The organism is Stenotrophomonas sp. UBA7606 (assembly GCF_002477705.1).
Lineage (GTDB): Bacteria > Pseudomonadota > Gammaproteobacteria > Xanthomonadales > Xanthomonadaceae > Stenotrophomonas.
In genome coordinates, this window is record NZ_DLJW01000010.1 from 36,218 (window position 1) to 49,722 (window position 13,505).

The window sequence follows — 13,505 nt, forward strand, 5'->3', positions numbered from 1 at the left end:
GCGCATGTCCACCGCCATCGTCTGGTTCCGGCGTGACCTGAGGTTGCGCGACAATCCGGCCCTGCAGGCGGCCATCGAGGCAGGGCACCAGATCGTGCCGCTGTATATCCATGCGCCGGCGGAAGAGGGCGCATGGGCCCCAGGTGCGGCATCCAATGCCTGGTTGCAGCGTTCGCTGCAGGGCCTGGATACCCAATTGCGTGACCTCGGCTCGGCGCTGGTGCTGCGCGCCGGTGACAGCATGGCCCAGCTGCAGGCGGTGATCGCCGAAAGCGGTGCCGAGGCGGTGTACTGGAACCGCAAGTACGAGCCGGCCACCCAGCCGCGTGATGCGGCGATCAAGCGTGGCCTGCGCGAACAGGGCCTGCTGGCCGAAAGCCATAACGGTTATCTGCTGTTCGAGCCCTGGGAGCTGGCCACCCAGCAGGGTGGGCCGTACAAGGTATTTACGCCGTTCTGGCGCAACGCGCTGACCCGCTGGCGCCTGCCTGCGTTGTGGGATGTCCCGTCTGCGCTGCCTTCGCCCACGGTCGCCAGTCTGCCGCTGGAGGCCTTGCAGCTGCAGCCGGCGCTGGATTGGGACAGTGGCTTCTGGGCGCACTGGCAGCCCGGCGAGGCCGGCGCACTGGAAGCGCTGGAGGTGTTCTGCGACGGCGCGCTCAACGGCTACCGCGAGCAGCGTGACCTGCCGGACCGCACCGGCACCTCGCTGTTGTCGCCGCACCTGCATTTCGGCGAGATCGCGCCCTGGCGCATTGCCCATGTGCTGGAAGGCCTGCGCAGTGCCGGGCGCGATGCCGACATCGATGGCTACCTGCGCCAGCTGGGCTGGCGCGAGTTCTCCTGGCATCTGCTGCATCACTTCCCGCAGACCAGCGACCACAACCTCAACCCGCGCTTCGGGCACTTTGCTTGGGCCCAGCCGCAGGCGGCGCTGTTGCAGGCCTGGCAGCAGGGGCGCACCGGCATCCCCATCATCGACGCCGGCATGCGCGAGTTGTGGGCCACCGGCTACATGCATAACCGCGTGCGGATGCTGGTGGGCAGCTTCCTGTGCAAGCACCTGCGCATGCATTGGCTGCACGGCGCGCGCTGGTTCTGGGACACGCTGGTGGACGCAGACCTGGCCAACAACAGCATGGGCTGGCAATGGATCGCCGGCACCGGCGCCGATGCTGCACCGTATTTCCGCGTGTTCAATCCGGTAACCCAGGCGCAGAAGTTCGACCCGCAGGCACGCTATATCAGCCGTTGGGTGCCAGAGTTGGCGGCGCTGCCGCTGAAGGCGCGGTTCGCGCCCTGGCAATGGCCGCAGCTGTTGGCCGCGCACGCGCCGGGTTATCCGTCGCAGCCGCTGGTGGATCTGGGCGAAGGTCGCGAAGCGGCGCTGGCGGCCTATCACCGTTGCCGTTGACGCCCACTTTAACGGCGCGGACAGCTAGATGAACGAATCCCCCTGAATAGGGAGTTTCATCATGCTTACATTGCGCTTGGGTGTTTATCCTTGCCCGGCAAATCCACGCAGGCCAGCCCGGCCGATCAAGGAGACTCAGATGACCACGCTCACCGTTGTGCGCAACCTTTCCATTGGCTTGGTGGCAGCGGCCGTTCTCTCGGCCTGTGCCACGGGCGGTTCGTATGTGCAGCAGGACCAGTACGGCAACCAGACCCAGCAGCAGAACCGCACCGGCAAGGGCGCCCTGATCGGTACCGCCATTGGTGTGGCCGCCGGCCTGTTGAGCGGCGACAGCGCCACCGAGCGCCGTCAGCGCGCCATGGTGGGCGCCGGTATCGGTGCCCTGGGCGGTGCCGCAGTAGGCAACTACCAGGACCGCCAGGAGCGCGCACTGCGTGAACGCACCGCCAACACCGGCATCGACGTGCAGCGCCAGGGTGACAACATCACCTTGAACCTGCCCGACGGTATTACCTTTGATTTCAACAAGACCACGCTCAAGCCGCAGTTCTACAGTGCCCTCAATGGCGTGGCCAGCACGCTGAGCGAGTACAACCAGACCATGATCGAAGTGGTTGGTCACACCGACAGCATCGGCACCGACGCGGTCAACAACCGCATCTCCAAGGAGCGTGCCGACGCCGTGGCCGCTTACCTGAGCGCCCAGGGCGTGCAGCGTGAGCGCATTGAAACCCTGGGTGCAGGCAAGGCCTACCCGATCGCTGACAACAGCACCGACGCTGGCCGTGCCCAGAACCGCCGCGTCGAGATCCGCGTGATCCCGCTGCGTTCGTGATCGTAGCTGTCATCTGCTGATGTACAGGAAAGGCCGCGCAAGCGGCCTTTCTTTTTGCTGTTGCAGCCGCCTCTCCCGCTGGTGGGAGAGGATGCCCGCAGGGCAGGTGAGGGTGCTCTTCGCGATCAAGCGGGGAGCCCCACTGATCCGGCGTTCTGCTGTTGCAGTCGCCTCTCCCGCTGGTGGGAGAGGATGCCCGCAGGGCAGGTGAGGGTGCTCTTCGGTATCAAGCGAAAAGCGCCCGTGATCCGGTTTTTTGCTGTTGCAGTCGCTTCTCCCGTTGGCGGGAGAGGATGCCCGAAGGGCAGGTGAGGGCGCTCTTCGCGATCAAGCGGGGAGCCCCACTGATCCGGCGTTCTGCTGTTGCAGTCGCCTCTCCCGCTGGCGGGAGAGGATGCCCGCAGGGCAGGTGAGGGGGCTCTTCGCGATCAAGCGGAAAAGCCCCCTCATCCGGTGCTGCGCACCACCTTCTCCCGCAGGCGGGAGAAGGGAATAGCCATAGCTATAGCCAATGCCAAAGCCAATGCCAAAGCCAATGCCAAAGCCAATGCCAAAGCCAAAGCTAAAGCCAAAGCCATAGCCAAAGCCAAAGCCAAAGCCACAAAGCCAAAGCCAAAGAAGCGCTGCAGCCACAGCCAGCGCTACTCGGCCACTACCTCGCTGTTTCTGCCCTGGCCCTTGGCGGCATACAAGGCTGCATCGGCGCGGGCAAACCAGTCCTGCCAGCGCTCCTCGCCAGCGTACATGGCCGCACCGAGGGAAATGGTGATGCGCCCCCCTGGGCCTCGCAGGGCCTGGTAAACCGCTTTGCGCAGACGTTCGGTGAAGCAGGCCAGGGCTTCGCGACTGCCGACATCGGCCAGTACCACGAACTCCTCGCCGCCAAAGCGGAATACCTGGTCGTTCTCGCGCAGTTCAAAGCGCAGGATGGCGGCCAGATCGGACAGCGCGGTATCTCCGGCAGCATGTCCATAGCGGTCGTTGACATCCTTGAAGTGGTCGATGTCCAGTACCACCAGCCCCTGCCGGAAACGGGCCTCGCGTAGACCGTTGGTCTGTTGCTGCAAAGCCTTTTCCAGTGCGCGCCGGTTGGGCAGGCCGGTCAATGCGTCCAGGGTGGCCAGTTGTTCCAGGCGGGTGCGGTCGCCCTGCAGGCGGCGCGAAAAGTGGTAGCCAAAGCCGAACACCAGGGTGATCACCACCAGCGCCTGCAAGCGCGCTGGCCCCAGCAGCAGCGACGGCATCAGCAGCAGGCCGGCGGCCAGCAGCAGATTGAGCGGGGTGGCAATGCCGTTGCGCACGATGAAGAAATTGGACATCAAGGCCAGGTAGGTCCATGGCAGCGCATCGCGGCCGAACAACCAGGCGGCCAACAGGCAGCCACCGATGTTGGCCAGGCACAGCAGCACGCCACCGGTCTGCAGATGCGGGCGGTGGCGATGGATCAGCACGGTGGCCAACAATGCCAGCACGGTAAGTGCCGCACTGAGCGCAGCGGCGGCAAGGCGGTCGTCCAGCAGCAGCCAGACGGTGAAGAACAGCAACGCCAGCATCGCCACCGGGGCGATCGTGCGCAGCGGCACGCTGCGCAGTTCCTGCGGCAGGGAAGGGAGGGGAGGGCGTTTGCCGGCGCGCGTCATAGCGCGGGCAAGATAGCAGTGCGCCGGTGTGGCCGGTGTGTAGCTGAATACAGGTGCTTAGCGTCTGGCGGGCTTTGTGTAGATGGAGTACAAATGTACTCGATGAGAGCCCTCAGCCCCCGCCGTGCCGCCATCCTTTCCTTCATCCGTGACCGGGTTGCCGGGCACGGGCAGCCGCCGTCGTTGGCCGAGATCGCCTCGGCCTGTGGGCTGGCCTCGCGCGGGGCGGCGCGCAAGCATGTGCTGGCGCTGACCGAGGCCGGCCTGATCGAGGTCGCGCCGGGACAGGCCCGGGGCATCCGCCCGGTGGGCATGGCCGCGGCGGCCGAACTGCTGCAGGTGCCGATCCTGGGCCGGGTTGCGGCGGGCAGCCCGATCGGGGCCGATGCCGGCTTGCAGGACATCCTTGCGCTGGATGAGCGCCTGTTCGCGGTTGCGCCGGATTACCTGCTGCGGGTGCAGGGAGACTCGATGATCGAGGACGGCATCCTGGACGGTGACCTGGTAGGCGTCCGCCGCCGCAGTGATGCCCGCGACGGACAGACCGTGGTGGCGCGGCTGGACGGGGAACTGACCATCAAGCGGCTGTCACTGGCGGGCGGGCAGCTGCGGCTGTTGCCGCGCAACCCGGCCTATGCCCCGATCGTGGTGCAGGCCGACCAGGAGTTCGCGGTCGAAGGCGTGTTCTGCGGCCTGGTGCGGCGCGGCTGATGGGGGCGGTTGTTGCCATCGACAGCCTGCTGCACGAGCGCCGGATCTGGCGCGGGCAGCCTGCACCCCTGCCACCCAGCCGGCAGTCGACCGGCCATGCCCTGCTGGATGAGGTCCTGCCGACCGGTGGCTGGCCGGAATCGGCATTGAGCGAAATCCTGTTGCCGGCCGATGGCGTGGGCGAGCTGCGGCTGTTGTGGCCATCGCTGGCGCGGCTGACCCAGGCCGGTGAGCGGGTGGTATTGGTTGCGCCGCCGCATCTGCCTTATGCGCCGGCCTGGCAGGCAGCGGGTGTGGACCTGCGCCAGATCCAGGTGGTGGAGGCGCCGGAGTTGCGCGACGCCTTGTGGGCCAGTGAACAGTGCCTGCGTTCGGGCAGTTGCGGGGCGGTGCTGTGCTGGCCGCAGCTGGCCGAGGACAAGGCCTTGCGACGGCTGCAGGTTGCGGCCGAGTCCGGGCAGACCCTGGGCTTTGCCTGCCGGCCTCTGCAAGCGGTGCGCAACCCCTCGCCAGCGGCACTGCGTATCGCCATCGATGCACAGCCGGCGCAGCTGCGGGTATTGAAATGCCGGGGCGGCATGCCGCCTTCGCGCCCCTTGCCGTTTGCACGGGCGCAGTGAACGGCCATGCGCTGGGCCTGCATCCTGCTGCCACATATGGCCATGGACGGCGTGCTGCGCGGTTGCGCGGAGCCGACAGCGCCACGTGTGCTGATCAGCGGGCCCAGCCAGCGGCGGGTGCTGCATGCGGTCAATCCCGCCGCCGCCGCGCTGGGGCTGAAGGCGGGGCAATCGTTGGTCACCGCACAGGCGTTGGCGACGGGATTTGAAACGCATCCCTTCGAGGCCGATGCGCAAGCGCACTGGCATCAGTTGCTGGCGGCCTGGGCCTATCGCTTCAGTTCACAGGTCAGCCTGCAGTACGCGCAGGCGCTGATCATCGAGATCGAACACAGCCTGGCCCTGTTCGGGCCGTGGCCACGTTTCGAGGCCCGGCTGCGGCAGGAGCTGCAGTCGTTGGGTTTCCGCCACCGTATCGCGCTGGCCCCCAATCCGGTGGCGGCGCGGGCCCTGGCCAATGCCCGTGATGGGTGGACCGTGGACGAGGCCGGGCTGGCAGCGGCATTGGCACAACTGCCGGTGGCCCGTGCCGGTTTTGGGGCAGCTACGGCGGCGTTCGCGGGCATGGGTATCCGCACCGTCAAGCAATTGCAGGCCTTGCCCCGCGACAGCATCAACCGGCGCTTTGCACCTGCCGTGCTGCAGCAGCTGGATGCACTGTTGGGCGTACGCCCGTTCGTGCTGCAGCCCTACCAACCGCCGGATGTGTTCGAGTTGCGCATCGAACTGGGCTATGAGGTGGAAACCTCGCAGGCGCTGCTGTTCCCGCTGCGCCGGCTTACCTCCGATCTTGCCGCCTTCCTGGCCGGGCGCGACGGCAGCGTGCAGCGTTTTGCCTTGCTGCTGGAACACGAGGACCACCCGCAGACCAATATCGAGATCGGCCTGCTGGCCGCCGAGCGCGATGCGGCGCTGCTGTTCGAGATTGCCCGCAGCCGCCTTGAGCAGGCGAAGATCCCCGCGCCGGTACGGCAGTTCGGCCTGCGTGCGGACCAGTTGCCGGCCTTCGTGCCCGAATACCGCGAGCTGTTTGACACCCGCCCGCAGCAGAACGTGCCCTGGGAGCAGTTGCGTGAACGCCTGCGCGCACGTCTGGGCGAGCAGGCGGTGCAGGGGCTGCGCAGCCATGCCGATCATCGTCCCGAGTATGCCTGGCGCCCTGAAACCAGCGGTGGCGGCGGGGCCGAGCTGGCCAATGCCGCGCGCCCGGGCTGGTTGTTGCGGCGTCCGCAGCCCTGGCCCGGCGCAAGCCCGGCGTTGTTGTCCGGTCCGGAGCGGATCGAAAGTGGCTGGTGGGACGGCGACGATGTGCGCCGCGACTATTACCGCGTGGCCAGCCGTTTTGGCCAGCACGGCTGGGCCTGGCGCGAGGTGGGTGGCGATGGCAGCTTCATGCTGCAGGGCTGGTTCGCATGAGCTATGCCGAACTGCATTGCCTGTCGGCCTTCAGCTTCCAGCGCGGTGCCTCCACTGCCGACGAATTGTTCGCCCGTGCCCAGCATCACGGCTACAAGGCGCTGGCGATCACCGACGAGTGCTCGCTGGCCGGCATCGTGCGTGCCTTGAGGGCGTCGGAGGCATGTGGCCTGCCGCTGATCGTGGGCAGCGAGATGCAGCTGGCCGATGGCCCGCGGCTGGTGCTGCTGGTGGAAGACGCGGCCGGTTACCAGAGCCTGTGCTGGCTGATCACGCGGGCACGCCGGCGCGCCGAGAAAGGCGAGTACCAGTTACTGGCTGAAGACCTGGAGAAGGTCGACCGCAGCGGCCTGCTGGCCTTGTGGCTGCCGCCGCCGCAACCGGAAATGGCACAGGGCCAACGCGTGCGCGGATGGTTTCCAGACCGCTGCTGGATAGCCGTGGAACTGCACCATGGCGCCGATGACGCTGGGCGCCTGCAGCAGTTGCGCGCGCTTGGCGATAGCCTGCAGTTGCCGCTGGTGGCGGCCGGTGATGTACATATGCATGCCCGCGGGCGACGGGCGCTGCAGGACGTGATGACGGCCATCCGTCACCGTGTAACGGTGGCCGAGGCCGGACACCTGCTGTTTGCCAATGGCGAGCGCCACCTGCGCCCGCTGGCGGCGCTGCAGGCGATCTATCCGCCCGACCTGCTGCAGGAAACCCTGCAGGTGGCAGCACGCTGCAGTGGCTTCAACCTGAAACAGGCGGTGAACTACCAGTACCCCAGCGAGCTGGTGCCGGACGGGCATACACCGCAGAGCTGGCTGGCCGAGCTGGTCGTGCAGGGCGCGCGCCGCCGCTGGCCCGAAGGCACGCGGGCGCAGGCACAGGCGCTGATCGACAAGGAGCTGGTGCTGATTGCAAAGAAGCAATACGCCTCTTATTTCCTCACTGTGCATGACCTGGTCAGGCATGCGCGCGAGTTGGGCATTCTCTGCCAGGGGCGCGGTTCGGCGGCCAACTCGGTGGTGTGCTTCGTGCTGGGCATCACCGAGCTGGACCCTTCGCACAGCCACCTGTTGTTCGAGCGCTTCATTTCCGAGGACCGCGACGAGCCACCGGACATCGACGTGGACTTCGAACATGAGCGACGCGAGGAGGTCATCCAGTACGTGTTCTCGCGCTATGGCCGCGAGCGTGCGGCGCTGGCGGCGGTGGCCACCCAGTACGGTGGGCGCGGCGCGATCCGCGATGTGGCGCGGGTACTGGGCATGCCGGGCGATGCCATAACCCAGCTGACCAGTTGCATTGGCCAGTGGTCGGACAGCGTTCCCGACGACGAGCGGCTGCGTGAGCACGGGTTCGACCCGGACAGCCCCTTGCTGCGCAGGATCCTGGTGTTGGCCGGGGAGCTGATCGATTTCCCGCATTACCTGTCCCAGCACCCCGGCGGCTTTGTCATCTCCGAGCGTGCATTGCACAGCATGGTGCCGGTGGAAAACGCGGCGATGGACGCCCGCACCGTGATCCAGTGGGACAAGGATGACCTGGAATACCTGGGCCTGATGAAGGTCGATGTGCTGGCGCTGGGCATGCTCACCGCGGTACGTCGCTGCTTCGACCTGATCCAGCGGCATCGTGGCCTGCACTACACGCTGGCCACCATTCCGCAGGAGGACAAGGACACCTACGCCATGATCAGTCGCGCCGACACGGTGGGCGTGTTCCAGATCGAATCGCGCGCACAGATGGCCATGCTGCCCAGGCTGCAACCGCGCACGTTCTACGATCTGGTGATCGAGGTCGCCATCGTCCGCCCCGGCCCCATCCAGGGTGACATGGTGCATCCCTACCTGCGCCGGCGCAGGAAGGAAGAACCCATCAGCTATCCATCGGCAGCGCTGGAAGCGGTACTGGAGCGCACGCTGGGCGTGCCGCTGTTCCAGGAGCAGGTGATGCAGATCGCCATGGTGGCCGCCGATTACAGCGCCAGCGAGGCCGATGCACTGCGCCGCTCGATGGCCGCATGGAAGCGCCACGGCGGCCTGGAACACCACCGCGAGCGATTGACCGCGGGCATGTTGAAGAACGGCTATGACCAGGGTTTTGCCGACCGCATCTTCGAGCAGATCAAGGGTTTCGGCAGCTATGGATTTCCCGAAAGCCACGCCGCCAGCTTCGCGCTGATCGCCTATGCCAGCAGCTGGTTGAAGTGCCATCACCCGGCGGCATTCGCCTGCGCCCTGCTCAACAGCCAGCCGATGGGCTTTTACAGCCCTGACCAGTTGTTGCAGGACGTGCGCCGGCATGGGGTGGCGACGCGGCCATTGGATGTGCGCTACAGCGGCTGGGAGTGCTCGCTGGAACCGGAGCAGGATGGACGCCTGGCCATCCGCCTTGGCTTCTGCCTGGTACGGGGGTTCAGTGCCGAAGACGCGCAGCGCATCGAGCAGGCGAGGGCGCGCACGGCCTTTGCCGATATCGCCGACCTGTGCCGCCGCGCGGGGCTGGATACACGCGCCCGCGCCTTGTTGGCCGACTCGGGCGCATTGCGTGGCATGGCCGGGCATCGTCATCGTGCGCGCTGGGCCATTGCCGGGGTCGAGGACGCGCGCCCCTTGTTCGATGACCAGCCAGCGATAGCCGAGTGCAGCGTGGCCCTGCCCATGCCCAGTGCGGGCGAGGACCTGGCCGCGGATTACGCGCTGCTGGGTACCACCTTGTCCCGCCATCCGCTTGCCCGTTTGCGCCCGCAGCTCAAGGCACGCCATTGCCGCAGCTCGCGTGACCTGGAACAGATGTCCAGCCATGGCAATGTGCTGGTGGCGGGCCTGGTGCGCGGGCGGCAGCGGCCACAGACCGCCAGTGGGGTCACCTTCATCACCCTGGAGGACGAGTTTGGCCAGATCAATGTGGTGGTCTGGCGGCAGCTGGCCGAGCGCCAGCGGCAGGTATTCCTGGAATCACGTCTGATGCAGGTGCGGGGCAGGCTGGAAGCCGAAAACGGCGTGCGCCACCTCATCGCCAAACGCATGGACGACCTGACCGCACTGCTGGGCAGCCTGAATGTCCGCAGCCGGGATTTTCATTGAGAGTGGCGGGGTGCGAGGATTGCTGCTTTGGCTTTGGCTCTTCTTGGGTCTTGCGCCCGGCGCTGGCCCCACGCTCGTCCTGCCCGCGCAGGCGGGAATCGCTCGGACTTTGCCTCTGCCTTTGGCCCAGGTAAAAGACTGGCGGCAACCGTCTCAATACTGGATATGGCTGTACTGCCGTGTGCTCTTCTCACGGATGTTCTCGCACTGCGCGGCGGCACTCACCGCACTGCTGGCACGGTAGATCAAGCCCTCCATGCGGCATACCGCCTGGTACTCGTCGTGGCGGTTCAACAGCAGCTGCTCAAGCTTGGCCCCGGTGATATGCAGCGCCAGCAGTTTCTCCTTGCGCTCCTCCTCGCGCAGGGAGAACGAGCAGAGGATCAGTTCCTGTGCCAGATCGTTGAAGCAAGTCCATAGGGACTCTTCGTTCATAAAGCCCCCAAGCAAGATGGTTGCCTTTCAGAAGTTGGAGATAGTCCTATCAGGTTCGTTCCTACTCAATGCGGGTTCTTCCTGGCGTTATGTAGGTATTTCCCTACTGCTGGGCTTGGGGGAGTTGCGCCGCCAGCGGCTTGGCGCACGGCTCGCACTTTGCTTTGTAGTTGGCATGTGAGCTGGAAGAGGGCGTTCTGGACCAATCGATAACAGCTCGGCCGCCAACCTCCACGACAGGATGCCGCTGGTCGTCGGAAGTGCAGGCCGGGCAGCACGGCAGACGATTACGTCATGAACAGGGAACAGGCTTGGATACGCCCATACGTAGACTGCAGACAATGGCCGAAGCTGATAGCGTTCTGCATACCGGTGACAACCACCATGCCCGGCACCAGGGCAGGGCGATCTACGCGGGAGCAAGCTGATGAGGGTCAAACGCATTGTCGCCAACGTCGCTACCGCCGATCCTGCGGCTGCGGACCTGTTCTATCGGCAGATACTGGGCCTGGAGCTGGCCATGGACCGTGGTTGGATAAGGACGTTTGCCGGTGCCTGCCAGATGACGGTGCAGATTGGTTTTGCCAGCGAAGGCGGTTCGGGTACGCCGGTGCCGGACCTGTCGGTGGAAGTAGATGACCTGGACGAAGCGCTGCGGCGCGTGCAGCAGCACGGCATCGCGCTGGAGTATGGCCCCGTGCTCGAGCCCTGGGGGGTGCGCCGGTTCTTCGTGCGCGACCCATTGGGCAAGCTGGTCAATATCCTGCAGCACGCCTGAGCCAACAAGGCTGACCGTTAGCCGCCGGAGGTTGGCCAGTCGGTCATATCAGAGATAGTGGGGGTCTTTCACCGCGCCCAACCATACCGCCGCCTGCAGCAACTCGTTGGCGACCTGCTTGGGGCAACCCGTGCGGAACGAAGCGGCCTCCATGATGGCCTGGTAGGTGTCCCAGAAGCCGGCGCTGGTGCCGTACTGCACGTAGGCAGCATGTAATTCGGTCCATTCCTTGGCGGTGATGTGACGCCCGAGATAAGCCATGACCACCAACGTGTCCGAGTTGCAGGTCACGTTATCGGGGCATTGGTCACGGTGGCGTAAAGATCTTCGTCACAGTTTTGGGCGCTGCGGTGCAGCCGGATCAAGGCGCCGGGTCGGCCTTGCCGGCCCCCAGGCAACCCAGTTCTTCACCGAGCGCGCGGATCTGATCGTTGAATTAGTCGCGGTCGCGGGCTGCCACCGAGGTGCCCACCTGTTCCACTTCCTGGCTGATGGCATCCATGATGTCCCCCGGCCTGGCATTGGCTACCTGCGGCTGCAGCCGACGGCTGAGATCCTGGATCCACCGATCCAGTTGTTCACGGGTCAGTGTGTTGTGCATGCCACGATGCTAGGTGAGGTGGCGTTATCCGGGGATCAAAGGAACGGTCTGCATACGCTTGCCTGTCGCTGTTCAGGCCGGATGATCGGTGTCCGCGCGTGGCATGCATTGGTCCTTCTTTGCCAACGCTGCGGCGGCGGTTTCTGCCAGTGCCTCGTAGCGACTGCGAATTTCCTCAAGGCGATCATCGTCCAGTTCTTCCAGGTTGAGCAGCTCGTTATTGGCCTCTTGTGTGGCGCGGATAAGTTCGTCGAGCTTGATCTGCAGCGCCGCGGAGTCAACGTTCTGGGTATGTTGAATCAGGAATACCATCAGGAAAGTGACGATGGTGGTGCCGGTATTGATGACCAACTGCCACGTATCATTGAAGTGGAAGATTGGTCCAGTGGCCGCCCAGACAATGATGACACCGAGTGCCGCCAGAAAGGCCGTCAGCGATCCGGCTGAACGTGCGACCTTGCTGGCCATCTTGTTGAAAGCGTGGCTGCTGCGCATTGTCGTATCTCCAGGCAGAGAGCGAAGTGTCTGACGCTGCGGTTGCGTGGCGTGTGAGCAAGCGTGAACAGCGGACACACGGCACGCAGCTGTCACGTGCGCATCTGCACGACAGCGCAGGGATTACGCTTTCTTAATCGCGTTTGGCTTATCGTGAATCACCAGCCACGCGCGCCCTCTTGATCTGCCTCGATGCAGGCGAAGAGGGGCGCTGGTTGGACCAGAGATTTTCTTCAGCGGTGCTTGGTCAGCGCAGTACTTGTGATGAGGTGACTGGGTCCGACAATGCTCATTCGGCAGCCAGCGATCTGCGCATGCGTTCAAAGTCCTTGCGATATTGTGCAGCCAGCCGGTGTTTGCGGGTGGCAGAGAGGATTTTGCCGGAGACCTGGAAGAACTTCCTTTCCTCCTCGCGCAGATGGTGATGTACTTTTTCCGAGAGTTTGCGCGCCTTGGCCATCCAGCCTGCTCCCAGTTTTTCGGCCACGCGCATGTCCGCGATGATCTCGTCGATTTCGTGGTGCTCATGCAATGCATGCCTTGACGCATCCAGGCCCGCGTCATGCATCAGGATGGGGGCATACAGAAAGCGTTCCTCTGCGGCAGCGTGTGCTGCCAGCTCCACCCGCAGTTCGGTGAACAGCTCCAGCCGCCGCTGCGTATGCGGAGGAGAGCGCAGCAGTTTGCGACACAACGAGCGCTGCCTCTCATGGCTTTCGCGCAAGGCGTCGTAGAGGGTCTCGGTCATGCGGCCTCCGATGGAAGACGGTCAGGCGGAGTGTGTGACCTGCGGTGCCGAGAAGTCGTGAAGCTGAAGGTGGCTATGCGTTTGGATCAGTGACGGGTCGCCGCGAGCCAAGCTGGTTTGAACAGGTGGTTTCTTGTTTCCGGGGTTGGGCAGCCAAGGCTTCGTTGTATTGACCCGCGGAATACCTGGTGCGGTGTTGGATTTCACCAAGGAGGCACCGATGAGCGAAATGAGGAGAGAAGAGGTCAAGCGCTGGACCGTGTGGCGCAAGCCTGCGTTGGCCCTTGGCATCACCCAGGACGAAAGACGGTGACCGCTACGAGCAATCAGTACGATCTTCCCCGACCGGGATAGCGGGGGCAAATGGCCGCATAGCTCCACTTTAGGCAGCCGCTAAAAGCGGGGGGATTACCCAGATACCCCATGTTGTACCCCCACCGCCGCATGGACTGAAACGCACAACGGCACACGGACGCGGACACAAAAAAGGCCGGAAACCCTTGTTGCTGTTGGGTTTCCGGCCTGATCGGGACCGTTACGGTCCATCTAATGGTGGAGGTGGGCGGAATTGAACCGCCGTCCGAAGGCGCTCCATCCCTGGTCCTACATGCTTAGCTCACCGTTGGGTCTCGTCCTGTGGCAGCACGGTGTGCAAAGCGCACCCAAGGACCAGCCTGTTTTGGTTAAGCGATGACTGACAGGCAGCCGTCAAAGCCGGTTCCGTGATAATGA

At 64.8% G+C, this 13,505-nt stretch carries 14 protein-coding genes and 1 other RNA gene; 7 read left to right on the forward strand and 8 right to left on the reverse strand.

Translation table 11 applies throughout. The features are described from left to right. Positions 1-4 precede the first annotated feature (4 nt). Positions 5-1,414, forward strand: coding sequence for a cryptochrome/photolyase family protein (locus B2527_RS02095; protein WP_293705895.1), 1,410 nt, complete (start codon positions 5-7; stop codon positions 1,412-1,414). A 139-nt stretch (positions 1,415-1,553) separates the two neighbouring features. After that, positions 1,554-2,252 carry an OmpA family protein gene (locus tag B2527_RS02100; protein ID WP_293705896.1) on the forward strand — a complete coding sequence of 233 codons (699 nt, stop codon included), beginning with the start codon at positions 1,554-1,556 and terminating at the stop codon, positions 2,250-2,252. Between the two features lie 446 nt (positions 2,253-2,698). On the opposite strand, the gene B2527_RS02105 is transcribed toward B2527_RS02100, so the two are convergent. Together B2527_RS02105 and B2527_RS02110 are read right to left on the reverse strand one after the other, a co-directional pair. Continuing rightward, positions 2,699-2,854, reverse strand: coding sequence for a hypothetical protein (locus B2527_RS02105; protein ID WP_293705897.1), 156 nt, complete (start codon positions 2,852-2,854; stop codon positions 2,699-2,701). Positions 2,855-2,893: 39 nt separating this feature from the next. Next, positions 2,894-3,892 (reverse strand): GGDEF domain-containing protein, encoded by a 999-nt coding sequence (locus B2527_RS02110; protein ID WP_414716964.1) that lies wholly within the window; start codon positions 3,890-3,892, stop codon positions 2,894-2,896. Positions 3,893-3,994: 102 nt separating this feature from the next. On the opposite strand from B2527_RS02110, the gene lexA reads away from it, so the two are divergent. Genes lexA through B2527_RS02130 form a run of 4 tightly spaced genes read left to right on the forward strand, consistent with a single transcriptional unit; the run spans position 3,995 to position 9,716 of the window. After that, positions 3,995-4,603, forward strand: a complete 609-nt coding sequence (gene lexA, locus B2527_RS02115; protein ID WP_293705908.1) for a transcriptional repressor LexA — start codon at positions 3,995-3,997, stop codon at positions 4,601-4,603. Beyond that, positions 4,603-5,223 (forward strand): translesion DNA synthesis-associated protein ImuA, encoded by a 621-nt coding sequence (imuA, locus tag B2527_RS02120; protein WP_293705899.1) that lies wholly within the window; start codon positions 4,603-4,605, stop codon positions 5,221-5,223. Before lexA ends, imuA begins: the two co-directional genes overlap by 1 nt. Before the next feature lie 6 nt (positions 5,224-5,229). Continuing rightward, a complete protein-coding gene (locus B2527_RS02125; RefSeq protein ID WP_293705900.1) occupies positions 5,230-6,639 on the forward strand; it encodes a Y-family DNA polymerase in 1,410 nt (469 codons plus the stop codon). Further along, positions 6,636-9,716, forward strand: coding sequence for an error-prone DNA polymerase (locus B2527_RS02130; RefSeq protein ID WP_293705901.1), 3,081 nt, complete (start codon positions 6,636-6,638; stop codon positions 9,714-9,716). The genes B2527_RS02125 and B2527_RS02130 overlap by 4 nt, the downstream gene beginning before the upstream one ends. A 153-nt stretch (positions 9,717-9,869) precedes the next feature. Here the strand turns inward: B2527_RS02130 and B2527_RS02135 are convergent, their stop codons facing one another. Next, positions 9,870-10,151, reverse strand: a complete 282-nt coding sequence (locus B2527_RS02135) for a hypothetical protein (RefSeq protein ID WP_293705902.1) — start codon at positions 10,149-10,151, stop codon at positions 9,870-9,872. Positions 10,152-10,578: 427 nt separating this feature from the next. Here B2527_RS02135 and B2527_RS02140 point away from each other — a divergent pair, with 427 nt between their 5' ends. Then, positions 10,579-10,929 carry a VOC family protein gene (locus B2527_RS02140; RefSeq protein ID WP_293705903.1) on the forward strand — a complete coding sequence of 117 codons (351 nt, stop codon included), beginning with the start codon at positions 10,579-10,581 and terminating at the stop codon, positions 10,927-10,929. Between the two features lie 48 nt (positions 10,930-10,977). Here B2527_RS02140 and B2527_RS02145 read toward each other — a convergent pair whose 3' ends face one another. The 5 genes from B2527_RS02145 to ssrA form a co-directional block, all read right to left on the reverse strand. Beyond that, the gene (locus B2527_RS02145) at positions 10,978-11,190 is read right to left on the reverse strand and encodes a hypothetical protein (RefSeq protein WP_293705904.1); all 213 of its coding nucleotides are present in this window, start codon (positions 11,188-11,190) and stop codon (positions 10,978-10,980) included. A gap of 175 nt (positions 11,191-11,365) precedes the next feature. Then, positions 11,366-11,530 (reverse strand): hypothetical protein, encoded by a 165-nt coding sequence (locus B2527_RS02150; RefSeq protein WP_293705905.1) that lies wholly within the window; start codon positions 11,528-11,530, stop codon positions 11,366-11,368. A gap of 72 nt (positions 11,531-11,602) precedes the next feature. Continuing rightward, positions 11,603-12,025 (reverse strand): low affinity iron permease family protein, encoded by a 423-nt coding sequence (locus B2527_RS02155; protein ID WP_293705906.1) that lies wholly within the window; start codon positions 12,023-12,025, stop codon positions 11,603-11,605. A 289-nt stretch (positions 12,026-12,314) separates the two neighbouring features. After that, positions 12,315-12,773 carry a hemerythrin domain-containing protein gene (locus B2527_RS02160; protein WP_293705907.1) on the reverse strand — a complete coding sequence of 153 codons (459 nt, stop codon included), beginning with the start codon at positions 12,771-12,773 and terminating at the stop codon, positions 12,315-12,317. Between the two features lie 550 nt (positions 12,774-13,323). After that, positions 13,324-13,505: a transfer-messenger RNA gene (ssrA, locus tag B2527_RS02165) on the reverse strand; the annotation flags it as partial.